The following is a 23,298-nucleotide window of genomic DNA, read 5'->3' on the forward strand; positions in this document are numbered from 1 at the left end:
CGGCAGGCGGCGGTACGGCGGCAGGCGGCGGTACGGCGGCAGGCGGCGGTGCCGCGTGCTGCGCCGGGAGCGGTAGCGGCGGGTTCGGCAGCGCGGCCGGCTGCGGTGGCAGGAAGACCGTGCCGGATGCCGGGGCCTCGGGGGTGGTAGGCCGGCAGGCGCGAATCGCGCGCAGGGTGGTGTGCACGTCGAACTGGTGGCCGTCGTCGCTGTCCCAACCGCCGTCGCTGCGCTGGGTCTCGGCGAGCCGGTTGCGCGCCGACACCAGCAGCCACTGTTCCTCGCCCACCTCGACCCGGCGCAGCGTGGCGGCGAGCCAGGCCACGTCGGCCGGGGACATCTTCGGGATCCGGTCGGCCAGCACCGCCTGGATCCGGGCCGACTCGTAGTACATCTGCTGCCGGTGCAGCACGGCCGCGGCCAGCCAGCCGGCGGGCAGGAAAGACGGCCAGCTCCCGTCCGGGGCGAGCTGCGCGGCGAGCGCCTGCGCCGCCGCCTGCACCACCCCGGCGTACGCCCCACCGACCCGGTGGTCGAGCGGTCCGGCGGCGCGGGCGTCGAGCCCGGCCACGGTCAGCCAGAACCCGGCGTTGGCGGTGAGGTAGAGCTGGGCCTCCGGGTCGCCCGGGGTGGCCCACTCGGGGGCGAGCCCGGCCAACGACGGGTCCTCGTCCCAGCCGCCGGCGGAGAGTTGCGAGGCGGCCAGCCAGTCCAGGGCGCGCCGGGCGGCCGGACGGCCGAGCGCCCCGAGGTCGTCCAACTCGGCCAGCCGGAAGCAGGTGGCGTCGACCGAGGCCACCTCGCCGTCGAGCACGGCGGGCCAGCCGCCGCCGGGCACCTGCCCGACCTCGGCGGCGTCGAGCAGGTCGGCCGGCACCGGGGCACCGGTACGCAGCCGGGAGAGACGGGCGCGGTCCACCGCGTCCCCATGCGCCACGACGAAGCCGATGGCGGCGTCCAGATCGACCACGCCGGAGACGCTACCTGCGGGAACGTGCGCCCGCCTCGGTAGCTCGGTCAGGGATGGCCCGGCTCACCAGACGGCACGCGAAGGGCCCTCCCGACACCTCGGGAGGGCCCTTCGGCGACGACTCAGTACGCCGGCAGCGACGGGTCGATCTGCTTGATCCAGGAGAGCACGCCGCCCTGGACGTGCACGGCGTCGGAGAAGCCGGCCGCCTTCAGCGCGGCGAGCGCCTCGGCGGACCGTACGCCGGACTTGCAGTGCAGCACGATCTGCCTGTCCTGCGGGAACTTCGCGAGCGCCTCGCCGGAGAGGATCTCGCCCTTGGGGATCAGCGTCGCGCCGGGAATCCGGACGATCTCGTACTCGGCGGGCTCGCGGACGTCGACCAGGAAGACGTCCTTGCCGGCGTCCTGCCACTCCTTCAGCTCCAGTGCGGTGATGGTCGAGTCGACCACCGCCTCCTGCGCCTCCACGGAGACCGCACCGCAGAAGTCCTCGTAGTCCTCCAACAGGTCGGTGACCGTGGGGTTCTCGCCGCAGAGCACGCAGTTCGGGTCCTTGCGAACCTTGATCTTGCGGTAGCTCATCTCCAGGGCGTCGTAGACCATCAGGCGACCGACCAGCGGCTCGCCGATGCCGGTGAGCAGCTTGATCGCCTCGTTGACCTGGATCGACCCGATGGACGCGCAGAGCACGCCGAGCACGCCACCCTCGGCGCAGGACGGCACCATGCCGGGCGGCGGCGGCTCCGGGTAGAGGCAGCGGTAGCAGGGGCCGTGCTCGGCCCAGAACACCGACGCCTGGCCGTCGAACCGGTAGATCGAGCCCCAGACGTACGGCTTGCCGAGCAGCACCGCCGCGTCGTTGACCATGTATCGGGTGGCGAAGTTGTCGGTGCCGTCGACGATCAGGTCGTACTGGGAGAAGATCTCCCGGACATTGTCGCGGTCCAGCGCGGTGTTGTGGATCTGGACCTGGACCAGCGGGTTGATCTCGCGGATCGACGCGGCCGCCGACTCGGCCTTGGGCCGGCCCACGTCGGAGACGCCGTGGATGACCTGACGCTGGAGGTTGGACTCGTCGACGGTGTCGAAGTCGATGATGCCGAGGGTGCCGACGCCGGCGGCGGCGAGGTAGAGCAGGGCCGGCGAGCCGAGACCGCCGGCGCCGACACAGAGCACCCGGGCGTTCTTCAGCCGCTTCTGCCCGGCCACTCCGACGTCTGGGATGATCAGGTGGCGCGAGTAGCGACGGATCTCGTCTACGGTCAGCTCGGCGGCGGGCTCGACGAGCGGGGGCAACGACACGGTGGACTCCCCGGGATCGGCGGTGGGACCGCGCCATTGTCGCTCGGCGCGGCGTCGATCGGCCATGATGAGGGCCACCCAACCCGACATTCGGGAGCGGGAATATCTCAGACGCCGTCCGTCTGCTCGCCCTCGTAGCGGATTCCGTCGAGATACGGCCAGGCGTTCGCGACGCAGCCGTCCAGTCCGTACGTCTGCTGCTGCATCACCGGGGCGGGCTCGCCCGGCCCCGGGCAGGCCTGGTGCAACTCGCCGAACTCGTGCCCGACCTCGTGGTTGATCACGTACGTCCGGTAGACGTCCAGCGGGGCGCCGTAGTCCGGCACCGCGTCCATCCAGCGGGCCAGATTGATGATCACCTGGCCGGGCAGCCGGCACGAGGTGTAGCGCTCGGTGTTGAGGCCCCCCTCGGCGCACATCCGCTCCGAGGTGGCCGGGGTGGCCAGGTAGATGGTGAAGTCGGCGGCGCCCGCGTCGGTCACCCGCTGCACCCGCAGCTCGCCGGAGGCGATCCAGCTCCGCGGGTCGCCGAGCACCGCGTCGACCGTGGCGGCGAACTCGTCCGCGTCCTGGCCGGCGTCCCGCTCGACCTCGATCCGGTAGCGGCGCAGCGGTCCGTCGTACCCGCGTACCGGGGAGCGGCTGTCGGCGGTGGCGAACCGTCCGGAGCCCTCGGTCGGGTACCCGCCGGGCTGCGGCCGGTCATCGGTGCCGGTGCCGGCACCGGCACCGGCACCGTGCGCCAGCCGCTGGTCGCCCGCCGCCACGGGCGGCGGGTCGGCGGGCTGGCGTACCAGGTGGGCCACGCCGGTTCCGGCACCGCCGGCCGCGAGCAGGCCGGCCAGGAGCAGGACGGTACGGCGACGGCGGCGACGCATCCGGCGTAGGCCGGACCGGACCGGCGGGCCGGGAGGGGACCACGACGTCATGACACCAGAGTGCCATGAAATTCGGGCATTTAGTGGCTTTTACTGCTTCTCTCGCGAAATACTCCTCATCGCCAGGATCAGGTCTTTCACACCGAAGGGCCGGTGTACCGCCTGCCGTCGAGGTACGGCCACGGGTTCGGCCGACAGCCCCTGAGGAAGAGCGTCTGCTGCTGCATCACCGGCGCCGGCTTCCCCGCCCCGGGGCACCCCTCGTGGTGGTGCCCCAACTGGTGGCCGACCTCATGGTTGATCACATAGAGCCGGTACGTGTCGAGCGGCATCCCCGCCGCGACCAGGTGCGGCGCCGAGGTGCGCCACCGGTCCAGGTTGATCACCACCTTGCCGGGCACCCGGCAGGACGTGTACGGCACCCCGCCCTTGCGGATGTCGACACCACCGCCGAGACACAACCGGCCGGCGGTCTCCCGGGTGGCCAGGTAGATCGTGAAGTCGGACCGGTTGCCCGGGGCGACCTGCTGCAACCGGAGCGCGCCACTGTCCACCCAGCTCCCCGGCCCGGCCAGCGCCCGCTGCACGGCGTCGCCGAAGGCGTGGACGTCCTCATCGGAGCCGTCCTCCACCGCCACCCGGAAGCGTCGCAGCACGCCCGCCCGGCCGAGCACTCCGCCCGGCCGCGCGTCGTACGCGAAGCTGCCCGCGCCGCGGGTCGGCACCGGGCCGGGCAGGCTCAGCACCGGCGCGGGGGTGGTCGGGCTCGGCGGCGGCGACGGGCTCGCCGGGGCGGACGACGTCGGCGGGGCGCTCGACGGCGCGCGCGACGGCGACCCGGGCTCGTCGCCGGCCAACACCTCGGCGAGGGCCGACGGCCGCTGCATCACCACCGGAACCGCGACCCCGCCGGCGATCAGGAACGCCGACACCACGATCAGCGTGCGCCACGGGTGGGCAGCCCGACGATGACGATTCCGGGCGGCGCCTGGCCGGGTGGGAGTGGACCGAACGCTGTTGCGGGGTGGGGCTGACGCGGGCATCCCGCTCAGCCTGCCATGTCACGGCCGAGCGCGCTGTCCTCTGCCCCGTCGAGCAGGCCCTCGGGCGTGTCCGACGACACACCATCCCGTGCCTCGGCGAGCAACGCCAGCACCGCCCGCGCCACGGTGCGCGGCACCTCCAACTGGGCCACGTGACCCACCCCGTCGAGCATCAGCAGCCGGCTGTCCGGGATCACCCGGGCGGCCTGCGGCGCCACCCGGACGTCGACCAGCCGGTCCAGCCGGCCCCCCACCACCAGCGTGGGCGCGCGCACCGCCGCCGCCAGCCGCCACAGTGAACCCGAGCCCGGCAGGTACGACCGCAGAAAGCTGGAGACCAGCCCACGGAAGGTACGGACGTACGCGGCGGCGTAGTGGGTGGCCTCGTAGCGGACCCGGGTCTCCTCGATCGCCTCCCGCCGGCGCTGCTCGCTGATCCGGGTCAGGTCGGCGATGCACGCCTCCATCACCTGCTGGGCCATCACCTCGGGCGCGAGTTGGGCCAGCCGCCGGGCGGCCAGCCACTCGCCCCGGGGGATCGCCAGCAACGGCAGCATCCGGCCCTGCACCGAGCGGCGGAAGTCCAGGAACGGCAGCGCCGGGGAGATCAGGGTCAGCGTCCGCACCAGATCCGGCCGCAGCGCCGCCACGCGTACCGAGATCGCTCCGCCCAGCGAGTTGCCGAACAGGTGCACCGGGCCCCGCCCGCCATGCTCGACGAAGCGGATCACCCGGTCGGCGAAGGCCGGGACGGTGTACCGCCGGCCGGGCTCGCTGCGACCGAAACCGGGCAGGTCGATCGCCTGGCCGGCCAACCGGTCGGCGAGCAGGCCGGCCAGGTCGGTCCAGTTCTGCGAGGAGCCGCCGAGCCCGTGCACGTAGAGCGCCGGTTCGGCGCCGGGGGCGGTGGCGGGGGTGTCCCGCACGTACGTCACCGTGCCGTCGAGGCGTACCTCCCGGCCGGGCCAGGGCGGTGGCAGGTGGGACGCGGGTAGGACGTGTTCCGGCCAGAGGACGGCGCGCTTCATGGCTCCAGTCTTCCCGTGCCCGGCCGGCGACACCGGGCATCGGGTCAGGCGAGCAGCGCCTCCAGCCGGCGGTTCACCGCGGCCAGGGTCGCCCGGACCACCGCCTGCCGGGGATCCCCGGCGACCAGGGCGGACCCGGCGAGCTGCTCGACCCAGCCGTCGCAGACCAGCAGCACCACCACGGTGGCCACCTCGCAGTTGCCGAACGGGACCACGGCGGCGTGCTCGACGAAGCACCGCCCCCGTTCGCCGTCCGGGGCCGCCGGGCCGAGCAGCTCGTCCACCGCCGCCGCGGCGGCCACCGCGCAGAGCCGCAGCACGTACGCGTCGACCGCCGGCCCGGTGGAGTGGCCCTCCGCCGTCCGGCTGCCGGCGATCAGGCGTACCTCGACGGTGGCGTCGAGGCCGAAGGTGCTCACCTGGACATGGTCGATCACCACCCGTGGCCCCGGCACGCCGCCGGTGTCCAGCGGCCGGGAGGGCGCGGTCTCCGTCGTGGTCATCTGCCCACCGGAGTACGACGCGCCGAGAGTGGCCGGGCTGCCGGTGGCCGCACCGGGGGCCGGGGCGGCGGCGAGCGAGGACTCCTCGACGGCCGCCCGACCCCGGTGGACCGGGGCCTGCCGACGCCGGCGCTGCGGTTCACCGCCCGGTTCCGCGCCTTCGGGAGCCTCGGCGACCCGCCCCTGCGCCGCACGCGGCTCGGCAGCGCGGCCCTGCGCCGCACGCGATTCCGCGGCGGGCGGCTGCGCCGGCCGGCGACGGATGGGGGGCGGCGGGGCGGCGGGGGCGCCGGGCAGGTTCTGCGGTGCCGCGGCCAGCCCCATCCGCTCCTGGAGCAGCCGGGCCACCAGCCGGCTCACCTCGGCCGGGTCGGCACCGTCGGCGAGGTCGAGCCGGAGACTGTGCGCCCCGGCCGGGGTACGGCGCAGAGCGGCGTCCCGCACGCCGGCGACCTCGCGGACGGCGTCGAGGATGGCGTTGACATCGAAGCCCTCAGGTCGCTCGCGCAGCGGTGCCGGCTCGTCGTCGCGGCGCAGGTGGGTGGCGATGCGGGCGAGTTCCGGAGTTTCGGCGGACGGCTCCACGGCGGGCGGCTCCGGCACGCCGGGCACATCCGGTTCGGCGGGTACGCGCTGCGGCAGCACCACCGGCGCGGGCTCGGCCGACTCGGCGCTCGGCACCGGCTGGCCCGGCCGGGAACCGGCGACCGGCTCGGCCGGCGGCACGGGCTCGGGCGCCGCCCGGCGGGCCGCATAGGGAGGCGCGCTCGTCGGGGTGGCCGTGGGGGTGTGGTCGAAGCGGGTCGCCCCGCTCGCGGCGGTGGCCGGACCGGCGGGCGGCTCGGCGGGCACGCCCCGCGGTCGGTACGGCCCGGTGTCGCGCGCCTCGCCCGGCCGTATCCCCGCCTGGGGGGCGTGGCCGGTGGGTACCGGATCGTCGTACCCGGTGGCCGGGGTGCCGGACGCCTCGCGCGGGACCGGCGGAGCACTCGTCGGGGTGGCGTGCGGCGGTGCGTTGAACGGGGTCACCGGGACGGGCGGCCCGGCCCAGGACGGCCGCTCACGGGTCTCCCGCCCCGCCGGCTCGTACCCCGGTCGGGGCTCGGCCTCGGCGCGGGGCGCCTCGTACGACCGGGCCGGCTCGGGCGCCCACTCGGCGGCACGCTCCGCACGGGCGCGGCGGCCCACCGGCTCGCCCTCGTGCGCCCGCCGCCCGGCAGGCTCGTCGTCGGCGCGGCGTCCGGCGGGCTCGTCCTCACCGGGCCACCGGGGTGCCCAGCCGCCACCCCAGCTCGGCGGAGTCCAGTTCGATTCCTCGGCCGGCGCCGGCCCGCGCTCGTCGGCCGGCCCGGCGCGCCGGTCGTCGGCCGATGCGGCGCGCGGCTCCTCGACGGGGTCCAGGCGCTCCGCCGCCGGGCCGATGTCCCCCTCGGTGGATGGCGGCGAAGCCGGGCGCTCAGCCCACCCGTGCGACAGCGACGGCCGCTCGGCCGGCGGCTCCGAAGACGCCCGGTCGGCCCATCCGTGGGACCGCGACGGCGGCTCGCCCGGCGACTCCGACGCCCGATCGGCCCAGCCCCCGTGGGACCGCGACGGCGGCTCGGCCGGCGGCTCCGCCGCCCGGTCGGCCCAGCCCTGGGACAGCGACGGCGGCTCCGCGGAGGCGCTGTCGGCCCAGCCGTGGGACGGCGACTCGGGCGACGGCCGATCGGCCCACCGCTGCGACAGCGACGGCGGCTCGGCCGGCCCGGAGGATGCCCGATCGGCTCGCCCGTGGGACCGCGACGGCGGCTCGGCCGGCGACTCCGCCGCCCGATCAGCCCAGCCCTGCGACAGCGACGGCGGCGGGTCGGCGGTGGCGGTCGGCTCGGCGGTCGGGGCGTGCAGGCCGGGCGGCATCTCGAAACCGGAGGCGGCGGCGCCGACCGGTGGCACCTGGAGGGCCGGCGGCGCGGACGACGGGATGCCGCCCTCGGCCCAGCGGGCGGCCCGGCCGGCCGACGGGTCGTCCGAGGAGTGCCGGGCCGGCCCGGCCTCCGCCTCGGCGGGCGGCTGCTCCTTCGCCGGGACCGGCCGCTGGGCCGGTACGACCAGCCGATCGCCGTCGGTCTCCCGGCGCGGTTCGTCGACGGGCGGGGCACTCACCGGCGCCTGGCGGTTCACAGGCGGTTCCTCCCCGGCGTGTGGCACGCCGTTGACGTGGTGACCGTTGACCCGGCCCGACGGCTCGTTGGGCGGCAGGGGCAGCGGAGCCGGCAGGTCGCCGTGCCGGGGGGACGAGGCGCCCCAGCCGGTCGTGGCATCAGGACGGGGCCAGCCGTTGGGGACCTCCGCGCCCCGGGCCCAGCCGGTCGCCGGGGGCGCCCACCCGCTGCCGACCCGGGCCGGGTCGTGGTGCTGGCCCGTCCCGTCGCCGTGCTCTCCCGGGGTGGCGGCTCCGGGTTGGCCTGATTCACTCACCGTGCGCTCCTTGGTCGCCCCCGCTGAGGCTACCGTGTGGCGACAGTGGCGATAAGTTACAGCGGCGGGCCAATTCCGCGACGGGTTCACGAACCCCGACCGGTTCGGGTGATAAGTGCCGGCTCGTACGACGAAACTCGGAGGTTCCCATGACCGCTGTGGGGAACGGTGCGCACACCGCCGGCCGGCCCACCCGCCTGCCCCGCTCGGCGCGGCGCAAGCAACTGCTCGCCGCCGCCCAGGAGGTGTTCGTCGCGCAGGGCTACCACGCCGCCGCGATGGACGACATCGCCGAGCGGGCGGGAGTCTCCAAGCCCGTCCTCTACCAGCACTTCCCTGGGAAGATGGAGCTCTACCTGGCGCTGCTGGACACGCACTGCGACGCCATCGTGGCCAAGGTGCACGACGCGATGCGCGGCACCAACGACAACAAGGAGCGGGTCAGCGCCTCGGTGCGCGCGTACTTCGATTTCGTCGACCACGAGAGCGAGGCGTTCCGGCTGGTCTTCGAGTCGGACCTGCGCAACGACCCGGCCGTCCGACAGCGGGTGGAGCGGGTCGAGCAGGGCGCGATCGCCGCGATCACCGACACCATCATCTCGGACACCGGGGTGAGCCGGGCGCATGCCGAACTGCTCGCCTCCGGCCTGGTCGGCGCGGCGGAGACGGCCGCGCAGTTCTGGCTGGCCAGCGGCCGGCAGGTGCCCAAGGCGGAGGCCGAGGCGCTGGTCGCCGCCCTCTCCTGGCGGGGCATCGCCAGCTTCCCGCTGCAAGGTGAGTCAGCCTGACCATCGGCCCCACAGATCGGATAGCCTTCTCACGGCGGCTCTTTCGCCCCAGTTGAGGAGGCACTGTGGAGGTCAAGATCGGCGTGCAGTACGCGCCGCGGGAGCTGGTCCTGGAGAGCGCGCAGTCGCCGGCCGAGATCGAGCGGATCGTGACCGACGCCGTCGCCAAGGGTGAGGGCACCCTCTCCCTGACCGACGAGAAGGGCCGGCGGGTCATCGTGCCGGTCAGCAAGGTCGCCTATGTCGAGATCGCGGAGGCCTCGCCCCGCGCGGTCGGGTTCACCGTCCGCTGACTCCCCGCCGGGTCGCCGTGGCGGGGGACGACCGCCGCCACGGCGCCGCCGGATCTAGTTTCACCAGCCGGACGAAGATCACCCGCGCGGTACGCGCCACCGTCACCCGTACGGTGCGCGCGACCGGCGCGGTGAGTCCCCCCGGTCCGCCCCGTACGCCCCGGGGGCCGGAAGCAGGTCGGCCAGGGCGGGATCGAGGCGCAGATCTTGATCAACTCCGTGTGCGGCACATGGTGCTCCCGGTCGCAGCGGATCCCGCCACGTGCGGGGCATGGAGTGGATCACCTGCTGTGGGCGCGCGAGCACAGGCTTCCGCCCGATCACCGGCAAACCGCCCGGTAATCTATGGCTCAGGTCACAGGAAAGCGCCCTGGACGTGCCCTGGTCAGCGGAATCTGCGCGGCTTGGGAGCGGTTCAGGTAGTATGGAACAGTTGCCGTGGGCACCGATCTGATTACAGCGGTCCCCGGCGCGCGCGTGCGGCCCGGTCAGGCTCGGCGTACCGCCCCCGACCGTGTGGCCCGCGCCATACCGATCGCGCCCTGAGGACTTGAGGGGCGCACCACGAGAGGGCACCCCCAAATCCATATGAGCGAGCAGACTCAAGGCCAGCCGTTGGCCACCACCGTTCCGGTTCGTCCGGAAGCTCCCACATTCGCCGCACTCGGCGCCCGACCGGAGACCGTCGAGGCCCTCGCGGCCGCCGGCATCACCCACGCGTTCGCGATCCAGGAGTACGCGCTGCCGATCGCGCTGCGCGGCGTCGACCTGATCGGTCAGGCGCCCACCGGCACCGGCAAGACCCTCGGCTTCGGCATCCCGCTGCTGGAGCGGGTGTTCGCCCCGTCCGAGGGCGGCGACGGCCAGCCGCAGGCGCTGGTCGTCGTACCCACCCGCGAGCTGGGCCTCCAGGTCGCCAAGGACCTGGACACCGCCGGCCGTACCCGGGGCGTCCGGGTGCTGCCGATCTACGGCGGGGTGGCGTACGAGCCGCAGATCGAGGCGCTGCGCAAGGGCGTCGAGATCCTGGTCGGCACCCCGGGCCGGCTGCTGGACCTGGCGAAGCAGAAGCACCTGCGGCTCGACCGGGTGCACGCGCTGGTGCTGGACGAGGCCGACCGGATGCTCGACCTGGGCTTCCTGGACGACGTCGAGAAGATCCTGGCGATGCTGCCGGAGGACCGGCAGACCATGCTCTTCTCGGCGACCATGCCGGACCCGATCGTCGCGCTGTCCCGGCGCTTCCTGCGCCACCCGATCACCATCCACGCCGGGCACACCGCCGAGACCGGCCCGAACCCGCAGACCCGCCAGCTGGTCTACCGCACCCACTCGCTCAACAAGGTCGAGATCGTGGCGCGGATCCTCCAGGCGGAGGGGCGGGGCCTGACCATGGTCTTCACCCGTACCAAGCGGGCCGCCGACCGGGTCGCCGAGGACCTCGACTTCCGTGGCTTCGCGGTCGCCGCGGTGCACGGCGACCTGGGTCAGGGCGCGCGGGAGCGGGCGCTGCGGGCGTTCCGGGCCGGCAAGATCGACACGCTGGTCGCCACCGACGTGGCCGCCCGGGGCATCGACGTCACCGGCGTCACCCACGTCATCAACTACGACTGCCCCGAGGACCAGGACACCTACACCCACCGGATCGGTCGTACCGGCCGGGCCGGCGCGAGCGGCGTGGCGGTGACCTTCGTCGACTGGGACGACATGCCCCGCTGGCGGATCATCGACAAGACCCTCGGGCTCGACATGCCCGAGCCGCCGGAGACGTACCACACCTCCGCGCACCTCTACACCGACCTGGACATCTCCCGGGACGTCTCCGGCACCCTGCCGAGCGCCGAGCGCACCCGCGCCGGGCTGTCGGCGGAGGCCGAGGAGGACCTGGGCGGCGGTCGGTCCCGGCGGGGCGAGCGCGGCGCGCGGCGCGGCGAGGGCCGCGGCCGGGAGCGCCGCCGGGGTCGCGGGGGCGACACCGAGGGCGACACCGCCGCCGCGGTGCCCGACGCCGAGGGCGGCGACCGGGCCCCGCGCCGCCGCCGGCGCCGCCGGGCCGGCGAGGTGGTCGCGGGAGAGCAGCCGACCACGGTGATCGCCGCCGAGGGCGGGTCCGAGCCGACCGCGCCGGCCGCCGAGGGTGAAGCGGTGCCCAGGCCCCGCCGCCGCCGGCGCCGTCGGGGCGGGGCTGGTTCGGGCGCCGGTACGCCGACCGAAGCAACCGCCGACTGACAGCGGATGGACAACGGCCCTCGGACCACACCGGCCCGGGGGCCGTCCCCTCTCTTCCCCACCCCACCCCGCTCAGCGCGTTGATCATGGCGTTACCGCCACGACACGCCGTGGTGGAGGGCGACAACTTCATGATCAGCGGGTTCGGGCGGGGTGGGGCGCGCCGAGGACGTGAGGAAGATGGAGTAATGCCGGAACCGTTGGACGCCGCCCTGACCGAGGTGCGGGCGCTGCTGCTCGACCCTGCTCTGACCCGGGCGGTCGCCGCCGGCCGCCGCCGTGGTCAGCACCCGTCGGTGGTCCGCGCCGAACTGCGTCCGGTCGTCCTCAAGGCCGGCCCTCGGCTTCAGATCTCCACCTCCGACGGCGCTCGGCCGTACACCCGGAACGTGGCGCCGGGCGCGGAGGCCGATGCCGCCGTCGACGCGCTGCTCGCCGAACCGTTCGGCAACTGGCACGTGGAGACGGCCGGCACGACGCTCCAACTGCGGGTGACCAAGTCGGGCGAGGCGCAGGTGCACCGGGCCGCGGCCAGCCGCCCGGCAGCCGAGCCGGGCGGTCACGACCGGACCAAGGAGTATCTGCTCGACCCGGGCGACCCGATCTTCGCGGAGATCGGCGGCTCGGCGGCCAAGCGCCGCCAGGTGGACGCGTTCCTACGCGCGCTGTCCGCCACCCTGCCGGACGACCTGACCGGGCCGCTGCGGGTCGTCGACCTGGGCTGCGGCAACGCGTACCTGACCTTCGCCGCGTACCGGTACCTGATCGGGCACGGGCTGGATGTGACGCTGGTCGGGGTGGACGTCCGCGAGGACCAGCGCCAGCGCAACACCGAGCTGGCCGAGCGGCTGGGCTGGGCCGACCGGGTGCGCTTCGTGGCCGGCAGCATCGCCGACGCGGTGGTCGAGCCGACCCCCGACCTGGTGCTGGCGCTGCACGCCTGCGACACCGCCACCGACGAGGCGCTGGCCCGGGCCGTACGGTGGGGTGCCCGCTGGGTGCTCGCCGCCCCCTGCTGCCACCACGACGTGGCGGCCCAACTGCGCGCCCGGCCGGCGCCGGGGCCGTACGGGCTGCTCACCCGGCAGGGCATCCTGCGCGAGCGGTTCGCGGACGTGCTGACCGACGCGCTGCGCTCCGGCCTGCTCCGGCTGCACGGATACCGGGCCGAGGTGGTGGAGTTCGTCGACTCCCGGCACACCCCGCGCAACCTGCTGATCCGGGCCCGGCTGACCGCGACGGCGCCGACCGAGGGCCAACGGGCCGAATACCAGGAACTGGTCGACCAGTGGGGCGTCACGCCCCGGTTGGCGACGCTGTTGGCCGAGTCACCGGCCTGACGGGCGACGCCCGGCCACGATGCCCGTGGCACCGAGGGCCGGTCCCGTTCCGACCATTCAGTCGGTTGCTTCCGCGTACCGCCGTACTACCCTCGTAGGCGCACCGTCCCGTGCTCCAGCGGAAGGAACAGTCCCAGGCGGATGGGTTCGGCAGAGGTTTCGCCGCAGATGGCCTTCGCACGCTTCGTGCGGCGCGCCATCGACGACGCCCGGGAGGAGCGCGGCTGGACGGTGACCGATCTGGCCGCGCACACCGGCGTGGGCCGGTCCACCGTGTTCCGCTGGCTGGCCGGCGACTGGCAGGACTACCCCGAGTTGGCCAAGGTACGCGGCTTCTGTGCCGCGCTCGACCTGCCGGTGGCGGCCGCCTTCCGCGCGCTCGGCCTGCCCGACGCCGCTCCGCTTCCCCGCCGCCGGGCGGAGGACGCCCCGGTTGAGGCGGACGTCCGGGTGATCCTGGAGCGGCTGGCCGATCCGAGCGTCCCCGCCGAGGAGAAGCACCACATCCGCGACCTGCTCCGCTACCTGGCCCGCCGGCCGATCCGCCGGGCCGGCTGACCGTTCAGGCCACCGCCACGGTGAACTCGGCGGTACGCACCACGCCGGCCACCTGGAAGTCCAGGAACATCCGGTAGCGCCCCGGCCCCGGCGCGGTCACCCAGAACGTCACGGTGCCCGGCTCGTCCTGCGGCCCGGGGTGCACGTGCAGGTAGCCGAGGTCCCCCTCACGCAGCGCCACCAGGTGGCCGTACGCGCCGAGATAGGTCTCCAGGGCCGCGGGCGCACCGCCGGTCTGGATCGAGAAACGCACCGGCAGCGTTTCGCCCGCCTTCGGGGTGCCCTGGTAGTCGACCGTGAACCCGTCGACCGTCGCCGAGGTGGCCGGGGCCGGCAGTGGTCGGGGCGAGTATCCGCCGGGGGCGGCCAGATCGACGCCGAGCGTGACGGCGGTCTGCCGGCCGTCGTCGGCAACCGCGGTGAAGTCGGCGTACGCCCGCCAGACGCCCGCCTCGGGCAGGGTGAGCGGCACCGACCAGGTGCCGTCGGCCGCCATGGTCGGGTGCAGGTGCTGGAAACCGGTGAGGTCGCGGCGCACCACGATGAGGTGCAGGGGTTTCTCGTGTACGACCGCGAAGCGGGTGACCGGGCGGCGCTGCTCGTCCCGGATCTGGAACCGCAGCGCGCTGGCCCGGCCGACCGGGAACTCCCCGGTCAACGGGGCGAGCGTGTAACCGCCCGCGCTGATCGACAGACCGTCGGCGTCCGCACCGCCGGCCTGGGTGGCGGTGGCCCCGTCGTGCGAGTGGGCGCCGGTGCCTGCCGGGTGGCTGTGTGCCGCGGGGCCCGGGACGATGCGGGAGGCGCTGGTCGGGGTCGCGTTCATCCGGCCGAGGCCGAAGCCGAGCAGCACGGCGAGCACCAGCCCGCCCACCACCAGGGCGAGCCGGAGGGTGCCCTGGTCCACCCCGGTCGGTCCGTCCCCCACGACACCGACCCGTCCCAGGCCCGGCCGGTCCGCCTCAGGCCGGTCCGCCTCAGGCCGGTCGGAGGCCGTCGGATCGGATCCGACGGCCGGCGGTGCGCTGGTGGCTGACGACTCAGGCAACGCCGGCGGCCAGCTCGTAACCCGCCTCGTCGACGGCGGCTCGGACAGATTCGACGGGCAGCGGCTCGGCGCTGGTGATCGTGGCCGTCCCGGCGGCCAGATCGACCCGGACCTCGTCGACGCCGGGCAGGGCGGAAAGCTCCTCGGTGACCGCCCGTACGCAGTGCTCGCAGGTCATCCCGGTGACGGTGTACGTCTGGGTGACAGGTCGCTGCTCGGTCATGAGGCCACGGTACCGCCGATGGTGCGCCCGACGCGCCGACGGTCGATGACGGTGGCGACGCTCGCAGTCCGGCCGGCGCGGGAACTTTTCCCCAGGTGAAACCGACGGTTCACCCGGCGACCGCGAGGGCCAGCGGGAGCACGTCCGGGGCGCCGGCGCGGCGCAGCAGCCGGGCCACCATCGCCACGGTCCAGCCGGAGTCGACCAGGTCGTCGACGAGCAGCACCGGCCCGTCCAGCCCGGACAGGGCGTCGGCGAGCTCGTCCGGCAGGGCGAAGGCGTCGTGCAGCGCGCGTACCCGCTGGGCGCTGTTGCCGCGCGGACCGGCGGCCCCGGACGGGCCGGTCGGGACGACCCGGCCGAGCAGCGGCAGCCGGCCCACGGCGGCGATCCGCTCGGCGAGCGAGCCGACCAGCGCCGGGTGGCTGCGGGAGGCGACGGCGACCACGCCGACCGGGCGGCGCGGCCAGGGGTCGTCGCCGTGCGCCCACGCCTTGAGCACCTCGACCACCGCCGCCGCCACGTCGTCGGGGACCGGGCCGTCCGGTGATTCCGGCCCGAGCAGGCCGCGCAGCCGCCCACCCCAGCCCAGGTCGGAGAGGCGGCCCACGGCCCGCCCGGGCAGCGCCTGCTCCGCCGGGGGGATGCGCCCCTTCAGGGGTACGCCCACCGCCTCCAGCCCGGTCGGCCAGAGCTTCTTCGGCGCGATCGCCACGCCGGGGCGGCCGAGGAAGGTCTGCGCGGCGGTGAGCGCGGCGTCGGAGACCTCGGCGGTGAACAGCGGGCCGGCGCAGTTGTCGCAGCGGCCGCAGTCGCCCGCCCCGGCGTCGTCCAGGCACTCCCGCAGGTAGCGCAGCCGGCAGCCGGTCGTGCTCGCGTACCGGAGCATGGCCTGTTGCTCGGCGGTGCGCGCCTCGGCGACGCGGCGCAACCGGGCCTCGTCATAGACCCAGGGCTCGCCGGTGGCGAGCCAGCCGCCGCGCACCCGGCGGACCGCGCCGTCGACGTCGAGCACCTTGAGCATCAGCTCCAGCCGGGCGCGACGCAGGTCGACGACCGGTTCGAGGGCCTGGGTGGAGATCGGTCGGTCGGTGTGCAGCGCGGCGAGCACCGCCCGAACCTGCTGCTCGGGCGGGAAGGCGAGCGAGGCGAAGTACCGCCAGATCGCCGCGTCCTCGACGCCGGGCAGGAGCAGCACCTCGGCGTGCTCGACGGCCCGGCCGGCCCGGCCGACCTGCTGGTAGTAGGCGATCGGCGAGGGCGGGGCACCGAGGTGCACCACGAAGCCGAGGTCCGGTTTGTCGAAGCCCATGCCGAGCGCGCTGGTCGCGACCAGTGCCTTGATCTTGTTGTCCAGCAGGTCCTGCTCGGCGGCGCGGCGGTCGGCGTCCTCGGCCTGCCCGGTGTACGCCGCGACCTGCCAACCCCGCGCCCGCAGGAACTCGGCCGTCTCGCCGGCCGCCGACACGGTCAGCGTGTAGATGATCCCGGAGCCGGGGAGCCCGTCCAGGTGGTCGGCGAGCCAGGCCAACCGCTGGGCCGGGCTCGGCAGGTCGAGTACGCCCAGCCGCAGCGACTCCCGGTCGAGGGTGCCCCGCAGCACCAACGCGTCACCGAGTTGCTCGGCGACGTCCTGGGTCACCCGGGCGTTGGCGGTGGCGGTGGTGGCGAGCACCGGGGTGCGCTCGGGCAGGCCGGTGAGGAAGGTACGCAGCCGCCGGTAGTCCGGCCGGAAGTCGTGCCCCCAGTCGGAGACGCAGTGCGCCTCGTCCACCACCAGCAGCCCGGTGGTGGCGGCCAGCTTCGGCAGCACCCCGTCACGGAAGTCCGGGTTGTTGAGGCGTTCCGGGCTGATCAGCAGCACGTCCACCGCCCCGGCGTGGATCTCGGCGGTGATCTCGTCCCACTCGTCCAGGTTGGCCGAGTTGATGGTGCGAGCCCGGATGCCGGCGCGGGCGGCCGACTCGACCTGGTTGCGCATCAGCGCCAGCAGCGGCGAGACGATCACGGTCGGGCCGGCTGGTTCGCGCCCGGCGGCGGCTGAGTCGGGCCCGGCGCCGCCTGACTCGGGCCCGGCGCCGGCCTGGCGGAGCAGCGCGGTGGCCACGAAGTAGACCGCCGACTTGCCCCACCCGGTGCGCTGCACGCAGAGCACCCGCCGGCGGTCCACCACCAGCGCCTCGATGGCCCGCCACTGGTCCTCACGGAGCCGGGCGTGCTCGCCCGCCAGCCGCCGCAGCACCTCCTCGGCCCGCTCTCGTACCGCCGCCCGATCCTGGCTCATCCGGCATTTCTACCAGGCGAACCGGCGACGGCCGGGATCACGAGGATGGCGCGGGCGGCAGGAAGACCAGCACCTCGCGGAGCGGCTCACTCGCGGCGGGCGGCAGCAGGCACCGCGCGGCCAGCTCCTCCATCGAGGCGTACGGGCCGCGTACGCGCCGGTCCAGCATCAGGTGCTGCGCCTGCGTCGGGCTCAGCCCGGGCAGCCCGATGATCACCTGGTCCGCCACCGCGTTGATGTCGACCAGTCCGCCGTCGTCGTACGCCCGGGGCAGGTCGGGGCGGCCGATGTGCAGCTCACCGCGGGCCGTCGGGTAGTGGTAGAGCAGGTAGCGGGCGTGCTCCCGGCGCAGCCTGCGATCGTCCGCCACCTGCCGACGCCGGTGGGCACCGAGCCAGCCGAGCAGCCGGCCGTTGAGCAGCACGATGTGCACCACGCCCGCCAGCCAGGCGATCAGCCAGACGGCGATCAGGAATCCCTCGAGGTCGCTCACCTCGTCCGTGTCGCTGTTGCCGATGACACTCAGGCAGGTCACCGACACGGCCAGGTAGCAGGCCGCCGCGAGACCGTTACGCCAGCTCCGCCGCCAGAGCGCGTAGAGGAGCACCACCAGCCAGGTGAGGAAGCCGAAGGAGGCCACGGCGGTGAGCGCGGCCACGACGGTGGTGCCGATACTCAGCCAGCGTGGCACGCCGCGGCGCGGTACCGCGGGCATGGGCACCGGCCCCAGCGGTGGGCCTCCGGGCCAGCCCTGCGCCGGCCCGCCGGCCGGGCCGGGCGGTGGCCAGCCGGCAGGCGGCGGGAGCGGTCCGGCACCCCGGTCCGGCCACGGCGCCGGTACGGGTGGTGCGGCCGGGACCGGCTGCGCGGGACGGACCGCCGAGGCCGCGGCGAGCGGCTGCTCGGGTACGACCGGAGCGGCGGGCGCGGCGAGCGGCTGCTCGGGTACGACCGGAGCGGCGGGCGCGGGGGCGGCGCGGGTGTCGGCCGGGATCAACGCCGGTGCGGTGAGCGCGGGCTGCGGGGAGGCGGGCAGCAGCGTGGCGTCCGAGCGCAGCATCCGCCCGTGCAGGTCCTGTAGCACCTCGCCGGGCTCGATGCCGTGCTCCTCGCGGAGCAGATCGGCGAACTCCCGGTACGCGACGAGCGCCTCCGCCTGCCGCCCACTGCGGTACAGCGCCAGCATGAGCTGGTGCCGCAGTCGTTCCCGGACCGGGAACTCGGCCACCAGTTCGACCAGTTCGCCGACCAGCTCGCGGTGCCGGCCGCTCTCCAGTGCCAGCTCGGCGCGGGTCTCCAGGGCGACGGCCCGCAGCTCCACCAGCCGGTGCCGGGCCGTGTCGAAGTACATCCCGGGGAAGCCGGTGAACGGTTCCCCCTGCCACAGGTCCAGGGCGGCGGTCAGCTCGGCCAGTGCCTCGGTGGCACGCCCGGCCGCGTGCTGCTGTCGGGCCCGGTGCACGCCGCGCTCGAAGCGGACCGCATCGACCGACTCCGGCGGGATCCGCAGCAGGTAGCCGGCGTCGGTGAGGGTCAGCACCTGCCCCGGCGTACGCGGGGACCGGTCCGGTTCCAGTATCCGGCGCAGGCCGGCGACGTGCTTCTGCACCACGTTGGGGCCGTTCGCGGGCGGTTCCTCCGGCCAGACCGCCTCGATGACCTGCCCGATGGAGACCGGGCGGCCGGCGGAGAGCAGCAGAACGGCGAGCACCGCCCGCTGCTTGCCCGCGCCGAGGTCGAGTGGACGGTCGGCGTACCAGGCTCGCTGCGGCCCGAGGAGCTCGAAGCGCAACACCTCTGACATGCGAGTTCCCGCTCCTACGCCCCCGCCCGTCCGCCGACGGCGGCCGCGGCAGTCGGACGGCAGCATATCGGCAGCGGGATGGCGGTGGCGATCTGCCAGGATCTGGCCGGCAACAACCCCCTGGGAAAGTGAGTCACCGAAATGACGCAGCATATCGGCACCGCCGCGACGATCCGGCGGGTCGCGGGCATCGCGACGGCCGTGCTGGCCGCCACCGCCCTGACGGCGGGATGCGGCACCACCAACGACACCGCCGCCGGATCCAGCCCGGCGTCGTCCCCGTCCGCGTCCCCGTCCGCCGATCCGAAGCAGGTGCTCCTCGCAGCGGTCCCGGACGAGACCACGAGCGCGTTCCGGTTCACCGGCAAGGACGCCTCCAGCGATCTGAGCGGGCGGATCGATCCGGCGTCGAAGGCGATGGAGATGCACATGGCGATGCCGCCGGAGGACGGCATCACGGTGAAGATGTCGTTCCTGATCATCGACGACGAGGTCTGGATGAAGGCGAAGTTCAGCGGCAAGCCGGGCCTGCCGAAGCTTCCGGACAAGTGGCTGGCGCTGGACAAGGCCAAGCTGACCGACGCCAGCAGCGTGCCGAGCTATGACGGCGCGGACCAGGGCAACGCGGGTCCGCTGCTCAGCGCGGCGACCTCCGTCGAGCAGCAGGGCCCCGGGAAGTACGCCGGGTTCATCGACGTGACCGGCGGCGAGGCGGCCAAGGTGCTGGACGACGGCGAGGCGGCGGCGCTCGGCGAGGCCGGCAAGCACGTGCCGTTCACTGCGCAGGTGGGGCCGGACGGGCACCTCACCTCGCTGGTGCTGGAGATCCCCGCGGCCGGCAAGCAGAAGGCGTACCAGTACATCGTCAACTACACCGACTTCGGCGGCACGCCGAAGATCACCGCGCCGACCGGGAGCGCGGCGGCGAAGGCTCCGGCCCTGGCGTACGAGCTGCTGAACGGCTGACCCACGGCGAAAGGCGGCGGCCACACGGGGGGCCGCCGCCCTGCAGCGCAAGGAGGGTCCCCTGTTAACGCCTGGCGTTAACAGGGGACCCCTCCTTGCAGTGCACACGATCGACGGGGCGGGTCACTTCCGGCGCAGGGCGACCACCAGGGGGTGCAGGCGGGAACGGAGACTGGTCAGGCCGCCGGGGAAGAAGTAGACGGCCAGGATGAAGACGGTGCCCAGCACGAACAAGGGCTGGGACAGCGGGCGGCTGAGGAACGCCGGCAGGCTGTTCACCGCGTCGCTGGCGCCGAAGGCGGTCAGCCGGTGGTCCAGGTACATGTAGAGGATGCCGCCGAGCACCGGGCCCCAGCGGGTGCCCGGACCGCCGAGCACCACCATGACCAGCAGCGACAGGGTCAGCTCGGACGACGTGACGTGCGGGCTCGCCCCGGACACGACCAGGCAGTAGACCACCCCACCGGCCGTGGCCAGCCCGCCGGCCAGGGTGAACGCGACCAGCTTGAACCGGTACGGGTCGAGCCCGAGCACCCCGATCCGCCGCTCGTCGTCGCGCAGCCCGGCCAGCACCCGCCCGGTCGGCGAGCCGCTCACCCGGTGCACGACGAAGACCACCAGCGCCAGGTACGCCAGCGCCAGCCAGTACAGGTTCACCGTGTTGGCCACCCCGACCAGGGCGGACGGCAGCCCGGCGACGTCGAGCGGCAGCCCCTCCTCGCCACCGGTGAGCCCGCCGAAGTCCCGGGCCACCAGGATCGCCCCGACCTGGGCGAACGCGAGCGTCACCATGGCGAACGCGATGCCCACGGTACGCAGCGCGACCGCGCCGAGCAGTGCGGCGAGGATCGCCCCGCCGGCGACGGTGAGCAACGCGGCCTGCCACAGCGGCAGCCCGGCCCGGGTGATCAGCACATCGGTGCCGTACACCCCGGCGGCGAAGTAGAGGGCGTGCCCGAAGGAGAGCATCCCGGTCCGCCCGAAGAGCAGGTCGTAGCCGGCGGCCAGGCCACCGAAGACCAGGCAGATGGCGAGTAGTTGCAGGGTGCCGGGCGAGTTCAGCGGCCCCTCGAAGATGCCCGGCAGGTTCAGCGTCGAGTACGGCACGATCGCCGCCACCACCAGGGCGACCAGCGGCGTGTACGGGCGGACCCGCCGCCAGCGGGAGACCGCTTCACCGGACACCCGGGCGGGCGGCGCCTCCAGCACCGAGTTGGTCATGCGTGAGCCACCTTTCCGGCCAGGCCCTGTGGACGCAGCAGCAGCACCACGGCGAGCAACCCGACCACGCAGAGGTCGCCCAGCCCGGACGTGCCGTAGTAGTTGACGAACTGTTGCAGCAGCCCGACCGCGACCGCCGCGTACGCGGACCCGACCACCGAGCCCATCCCGCCGATCACCACCACGATGAACGCGAAGATCAGCAGCGAGCCGCCCTGCCCGGGCGAGACGGTGCCGAAGTAGACCCCGCCGAGCGCGCCGGCCAGCGCGGCGGCCGCCCCACCGATCGCGAAGACCAGGGTGAACGCCTTGCGGACGTCGATGCCGAGCGCGGTCACCATCTCCCGGTTCTCCACCCCGGCCCGGATGATCAGGCCGTACCGGGTGAAGCGGAGGAAGGCGAGCAGCCCGCCGAGCACCAGGACCGCCGCGATGATCAGCAGCAGCCCGGCGTTCGGCACGTTCGCGCCGAGGATCGAGGTCACCTCGCGGCTCCACGCCGGGCGCGGGAACGGCCGGGGGTCGGCGCCCCAGGTGGCCTGGAGCAGCGCCACCCCGGCCAGCGACAGGCCGACGGTGACCAGCACCTGCTCGATGGTCCGGGAGTAGAGCGGCCGGATCAGCACCAGCTCGACCAGCACCGCCACCAGCGCCCCGGCGAGCACGCCGAAGGCGACCGCCACCACGAACCCGAACCCGGTCGAGCCGGCCCCGGGCAGGTTGTCCGCCGCCCACCAGGTCGCGTACGCCCCGACGCCGAGGAACAGGCCGTGCGCGAAGTTGAGCACGTCGGCCAGGCCGAAGACCAGGGACAGGCCGGAGGCGACCAGGAAGTAGAGCGCCGCCAGGCCGAGCCCGGTCAGCGCCAACAAGATCACTGTGCTCATGCCTTCACCTCTCCCGAGCCGACACCCAGCAGTGACCTGGTCAGCGCGGTCTCCAGCAGCAGGTCCTGGGCATTGCCGGTCCAGGCCACCTGGCCCGCGGAGAGCACCACGGCGTCCCTCGCCAGCCGCCGGACCACCGCCAGGTTCTGCTCGACCAGCAGCACCGGCACGGATTCGGCGACCCGTTCCAGCACCTCGGCCACCTCGGTCACCACCTTCGGCGCCAACCCCTTGGTCGGCTCGTCGACCAGCAGCAGCCGGTTGTCGTTGAGCAGCACCCGGCCGATCGCGAGCATCTGCTGCTGCCCGCCGGAGAGCGAGCCGGCCCGTTGCCGTCCGCGCCGGTCCAGCTCGGGAAAGAGCGCGAAGACCTTGTCGTACGCCGGGGCGGTGCCCCGCCGTTCGGCGAGGCGCAGGTTCTCCGCGACGGTGAGGCCGGCGAAGACGCAGCGGTCCTCCGGCACGTAGCCGAGGCCGTCGCGCACCAGCCGGTGGGTGGGGCGGGTAAGCAGGCCGCGCGAGCCCATCCGGACGCTGCCGCGCACCTCGCCGTTGCGTGGGGTGAGGCCGACGATCGCGCGCAGCGTGGTGGTCTTGCCGACGCCGTTACGGCCGAGCAGCACGGTGACCCCGGTCGGCGCGACCTCGAACGACACCCCCTGGAGGATGTGCAGCCCGGCGATCCGCACCGACAGGTTCTCGACGCTGAGGATCGGTTCGACGGTCACAGCGCCTCCCCCAGGTACGCCTCCTGCACGGTGGAGTTGGCCATCACCGTGTCCGGGGTGTCGCAGGCCAGCAGCGCACCGTGGTGCATCACGGCGATCCGGTCGGCCAGCTCCAGGATCACGTCCATGTGGTGCTCCACCATGAGCACCGATCGCCCACTGTCGCCGGTCAACGACTTGATGACGGCGACCAGCTCGGGCACGTCCTCGGCGCTCACCCCGGCCATCGGCTCGTCCAACAGCATCACCCGGGGCTCACCGGCGAGCAGCAGGGCGATCTCCAGCTTGCGCTTCTCGCCGTGGGCCAGGGTGCCGGCTAGCGCCGTACCCCGGTGGGCGAGGCCGACCCGGTCGAGCGCCGCGTCGGCGGCGGCGGCCACCTCCCGGTCGGCCGCCGCCCGCCGCCACAGCTTCATCGAGCCACCCCGGTGCGCCTGTACGGCGAGCCGGACGTTCTCCCGGACCGTCAGCGAGCCGAACACCGAGGACGCCTGGAAGGTACGTCCCAGCCCGAGGCGGGCCCGCCGGTGCGGGGGAAGGGCGGTGACGTCCTCCCCGTCCAGCAGGACCCGGCCCTCGGTGGGTCGACGCAGGCCGGTGATCAGGTTGAACAGGGAGGTCTTGCCGGCGCCGTTCGGCCCGATCACGCCGAGGAACTCGCCGGGCGCAAGGTCGAAATGAACGTTGTCGACGATGGCGACCTCACCGATCCGCCAGGTCAGACCGTGGGTGGCGAGCACGGG

19 protein-coding genes and 1 pseudogene are annotated in these 23,298 nt (G+C 74.3%); 6 read left to right on the top strand and 14 right to left on the bottom strand.

The genetic code is table 11. The features are described from left to right. Positions 1–151: 151 nt before the first annotated feature. The 6 genes and pseudogenes from GA0070604_RS28265 to GA0070604_RS33795 form a co-directional block, all read right to left on the bottom strand. A pseudogene (locus tag GA0070604_RS28265) lies at positions 152–1,021 on the bottom strand (hypothetical protein); the annotation flags it as partial. Between the two features lie 71 nt (positions 1,022–1,092). Further along, positions 1,093–2,340, bottom strand: coding sequence for an adenylyltransferase/sulfurtransferase MoeZ (gene moeZ, locus GA0070604_RS28270; protein ID WP_208602182.1), 1,248 nt, complete (start codon positions 2,338–2,340; stop codon positions 1,093–1,095). Between the two features lie 41 nt (positions 2,341–2,381). Next, positions 2,382–3,203, bottom strand: a complete 822-nt coding sequence (locus GA0070604_RS28275) for a DUF3152 domain-containing protein (RefSeq protein ID WP_244162104.1) — start codon at positions 3,201–3,203, stop codon at positions 2,382–2,384. A gap of 86 nt (positions 3,204–3,289) precedes the next feature. Continuing rightward, the gene (locus tag GA0070604_RS28280; RefSeq protein ID WP_091125290.1) at positions 3,290–4,195 is read right to left on the bottom strand and encodes a DUF3152 domain-containing protein; all 906 of its coding nucleotides are present in this window, start codon (positions 4,193–4,195) and stop codon (positions 3,290–3,292) included. A gap of 5 nt (positions 4,196–4,200) precedes the next feature. Next, positions 4,201–5,223, bottom strand: a complete 1,023-nt coding sequence (locus GA0070604_RS28285; protein WP_091125291.1) for an alpha/beta fold hydrolase — start codon at positions 5,221–5,223, stop codon at positions 4,201–4,203. A 44-nt stretch (positions 5,224–5,267) separates the two neighbouring features. Continuing rightward, positions 5,268–7,202: a hypothetical protein gene (locus tag GA0070604_RS33795; protein WP_425256121.1), complete on the bottom strand. Its 1,935-nt coding sequence runs from the start codon at positions 7,200–7,202 to the stop codon at positions 5,268–5,270. Positions 7,203–8,335: 1,133 nt separating this feature from the next. Here GA0070604_RS33795 and GA0070604_RS28295 point away from each other — a divergent pair. The 5 genes from GA0070604_RS28295 to GA0070604_RS28315 all read left to right on the top strand — a co-directional run bounded on the left by GA0070604_RS28295 (position 8,336) and on the right by GA0070604_RS28315 (position 13,394). Beyond that, a complete protein-coding gene (locus GA0070604_RS28295; protein WP_091125295.1) occupies positions 8,336–8,974 on the top strand; it encodes a TetR/AcrR family transcriptional regulator in 639 nt (212 codons plus the stop codon). Between the two features lie 65 nt (positions 8,975–9,039). Next, positions 9,040–9,267: a DUF3107 domain-containing protein gene (locus GA0070604_RS28300; protein WP_091125297.1), complete on the top strand. Its 228-nt coding sequence runs from the start codon at positions 9,040–9,042 to the stop codon at positions 9,265–9,267. Between the two features lie 588 nt (positions 9,268–9,855). Continuing rightward, positions 9,856–11,496 carry a DEAD/DEAH box helicase gene (locus tag GA0070604_RS28305; RefSeq protein ID WP_091125299.1) on the top strand — a complete coding sequence of 547 codons (1,641 nt, stop codon included), beginning with the start codon at positions 9,856–9,858 and terminating at the stop codon, positions 11,494–11,496. 188 nt (positions 11,497–11,684) lie between these two features. After that, entirely contained in the window at positions 11,685–12,836 is a 1,152-nt protein-coding gene (locus GA0070604_RS28310; RefSeq protein ID WP_091125302.1) for a class I SAM-dependent methyltransferase, read from the top strand. 141 nt (positions 12,837–12,977) lie between these two features. Then, positions 12,978–13,394 carry a helix-turn-helix domain-containing protein gene (locus tag GA0070604_RS28315; protein ID WP_091125304.1) on the top strand — a complete coding sequence of 139 codons (417 nt, stop codon included), beginning with the start codon at positions 12,978–12,980 and terminating at the stop codon, positions 13,392–13,394. Positions 13,395–13,398: 4 nt separating this feature from the next. Here GA0070604_RS28315 and GA0070604_RS28320 read toward each other — a convergent pair whose 3' ends face one another. The 4 genes from GA0070604_RS28320 to GA0070604_RS28335 form a co-directional block, all read right to left on the bottom strand. Continuing rightward, positions 13,399–14,322, bottom strand: coding sequence for a hypothetical protein (locus GA0070604_RS28320; RefSeq protein ID WP_244162106.1), 924 nt, complete (start codon positions 14,320–14,322; stop codon positions 13,399–13,401). 112 nt (positions 14,323–14,434) lie between these two features. Next, on the bottom strand, positions 14,435–14,665 hold the full coding sequence (locus GA0070604_RS28325) for a heavy-metal-associated domain-containing protein (RefSeq protein WP_091125306.1): 231 nt from the start codon (positions 14,663–14,665) through the stop codon (positions 14,435–14,437). A gap of 109 nt (positions 14,666–14,774) precedes the next feature. Then, positions 14,775–16,949, bottom strand: a complete 2,175-nt coding sequence (locus GA0070604_RS28330) for a RecQ family ATP-dependent DNA helicase (protein ID WP_091125308.1) — start codon at positions 16,947–16,949, stop codon at positions 14,775–14,777. Between the two features lie 37 nt (positions 16,950–16,986). Then, a complete protein-coding gene (locus GA0070604_RS28335) occupies positions 16,987–18,753 on the bottom strand; it encodes an AfsR/SARP family transcriptional regulator (protein WP_091125310.1) in 1,767 nt (588 codons plus the stop codon). Between the two features lie 141 nt (positions 18,754–18,894). Between GA0070604_RS28335 and GA0070604_RS28340 the strand changes: the two genes are divergently transcribed. Beyond that, positions 18,895–19,719 (top strand): hypothetical protein, encoded by an 825-nt coding sequence (locus tag GA0070604_RS28340; RefSeq protein WP_091125312.1) that lies wholly within the window; start codon positions 18,895–18,897, stop codon positions 19,717–19,719. Between the two features lie 123 nt (positions 19,720–19,842). Here the strand turns inward: GA0070604_RS28340 and GA0070604_RS28345 are convergent, their stop codons facing one another. The 4 genes from GA0070604_RS28345 to GA0070604_RS28360 are packed head-to-tail and all read right to left on the bottom strand — an operon-like array spanning position 19,843 to position 23,295. Next, a complete protein-coding gene (locus GA0070604_RS28345) occupies positions 19,843–20,940 on the bottom strand; it encodes a branched-chain amino acid ABC transporter permease (protein WP_091125313.1) in 1,098 nt (365 codons plus the stop codon). After that, on the bottom strand, positions 20,937–21,827 hold the full coding sequence (locus tag GA0070604_RS28350; RefSeq protein WP_091125315.1) for a branched-chain amino acid ABC transporter permease: 891 nt from the start codon (positions 21,825–21,827) through the stop codon (positions 20,937–20,939). The genes GA0070604_RS28345 and GA0070604_RS28350 overlap by 4 nt, the downstream gene beginning before the upstream one ends. After that, positions 21,824–22,555: an ABC transporter ATP-binding protein gene (locus tag GA0070604_RS28355; protein WP_091125317.1), complete on the bottom strand. Its 732-nt coding sequence runs from the start codon at positions 22,553–22,555 to the stop codon at positions 21,824–21,826. The genes GA0070604_RS28350 and GA0070604_RS28355 overlap by 4 nt, the downstream gene beginning before the upstream one ends. Beyond that, positions 22,552–23,295, bottom strand: a complete 744-nt coding sequence (locus GA0070604_RS28360) for an ABC transporter ATP-binding protein (RefSeq protein ID WP_091125319.1) — start codon at positions 23,293–23,295, stop codon at positions 22,552–22,554. The genes GA0070604_RS28355 and GA0070604_RS28360 overlap by 4 nt, the downstream gene beginning before the upstream one ends. Positions 23,296–23,298: the final 3 nt, after the last annotated feature.

The sequence above is a fragment of the Micromonospora eburnea genome, from assembly GCF_900090225.1.
Taxonomy (GTDB): Bacteria; Actinomycetota; Actinomycetes; order Mycobacteriales; family Micromonosporaceae; genus Micromonospora; species Micromonospora eburnea.

Coding starts and splice junctions, on each gene's coding strand:
- GA0070604_RS28315 (WP_091125304.1), top strand. CDS start 12,978: ATGGGTTCGGCAGAGGTTTCGCCGCAGATGGCCTTCGCACGCTTCGTG.
- GA0070604_RS28275 (WP_244162104.1), bottom strand. CDS start 3,203: ATGACGTCGTGGTCCCCTCCCGGCCCGCCGGTCCGGTCCGGCCTACGC.
- GA0070604_RS28340 (WP_091125312.1), top strand. CDS start 18,895: ATGACGCAGCATATCGGCACCGCCGCGACGATCCGGCGGGTCGCGGGC.
- GA0070604_RS28325 (WP_091125306.1), bottom strand. CDS start 14,665: ATGACCGAGCAGCGACCTGTCACCCAGACGTACACCGTCACCGGGATG.
- GA0070604_RS28350 (WP_091125315.1), bottom strand. CDS start 21,827: ATGAGCACAGTGATCTTGTTGGCGCTGACCGGGCTCGGCCTGGCGGCG.
- GA0070604_RS28280 (WP_091125290.1), bottom strand. CDS start 4,195: ATGCCCGCGTCAGCCCCACCCCGCAACAGCGTTCGGTCCACTCCCACC.
- GA0070604_RS28295 (WP_091125295.1), top strand. CDS start 8,336: ATGACCGCTGTGGGGAACGGTGCGCACACCGCCGGCCGGCCCACCCGC.
- GA0070604_RS28335 (WP_091125310.1), bottom strand. CDS start 18,753: ATGTCAGAGGTGTTGCGCTTCGAGCTCCTCGGGCCGCAGCGAGCCTGG.
- moeZ (WP_208602182.1), bottom strand. CDS start 2,340: ATGGCCGATCGACGCCGCGCCGAGCGACAATGGCGCGGTCCCACCGCC.
- GA0070604_RS28330 (WP_091125308.1), bottom strand. CDS start 16,949: ATGAGCCAGGATCGGGCGGCGGTACGAGAGCGGGCCGAGGAGGTGCTG.
- GA0070604_RS28285 (WP_091125291.1), bottom strand. CDS start 5,223: ATGAAGCGCGCCGTCCTCTGGCCGGAACACGTCCTACCCGCGTCCCAC.
- GA0070604_RS28310 (WP_091125302.1), top strand. CDS start 11,685: ATGCCGGAACCGTTGGACGCCGCCCTGACCGAGGTGCGGGCGCTGCTG.
- GA0070604_RS28305 (WP_091125299.1), top strand. CDS start 9,856: ATGAGCGAGCAGACTCAAGGCCAGCCGTTGGCCACCACCGTTCCGGTT.
- GA0070604_RS28345 (WP_091125313.1), bottom strand. CDS start 20,940: ATGACCAACTCGGTGCTGGAGGCGCCGCCCGCCCGGGTGTCCGGTGAA.